The following is a 250-nucleotide window of genomic DNA, read 5'->3' as shown; positions in this document are numbered from 1 at the left end:
GCGCGACACCGCCCGCGCTGCGCAGGGCAATGCCCGCTGCCAGCGCAATCAGCAGGCTGCCCACGGCGCGCTCTGCGCCAAAGCGCCGGGCCAGTACCGCTGCGGCCGGTGCAAACAAGCCCAGGCACAGCACCGGCAATGTCGTCAGCAAGCCCGCCGTCGCGCCCGACAACCCCGTGCCCGCCGCCACTTGCTTGAGCACCGGAGACAGGCTCGACAGCGCCGGCCGCAGGTTCACGCCCACCAGCAC

General features: G+C 72.8%; 1 pseudogene. It reads right to left on the bottom strand.

The features are described 5' to 3' along the window. Nucleotides 1-250: pseudogene (locus ACVA58_RS28430) on the bottom strand (MFS transporter); the annotation flags it as partial.

The organism is Photobacterium sp. DNB22_13_2, assembly GCF_052873915.1.
Note: the sequence above shows the minus strand (reverse complement) of the source record. Positions and strands in the feature narration are given on the sequence as shown.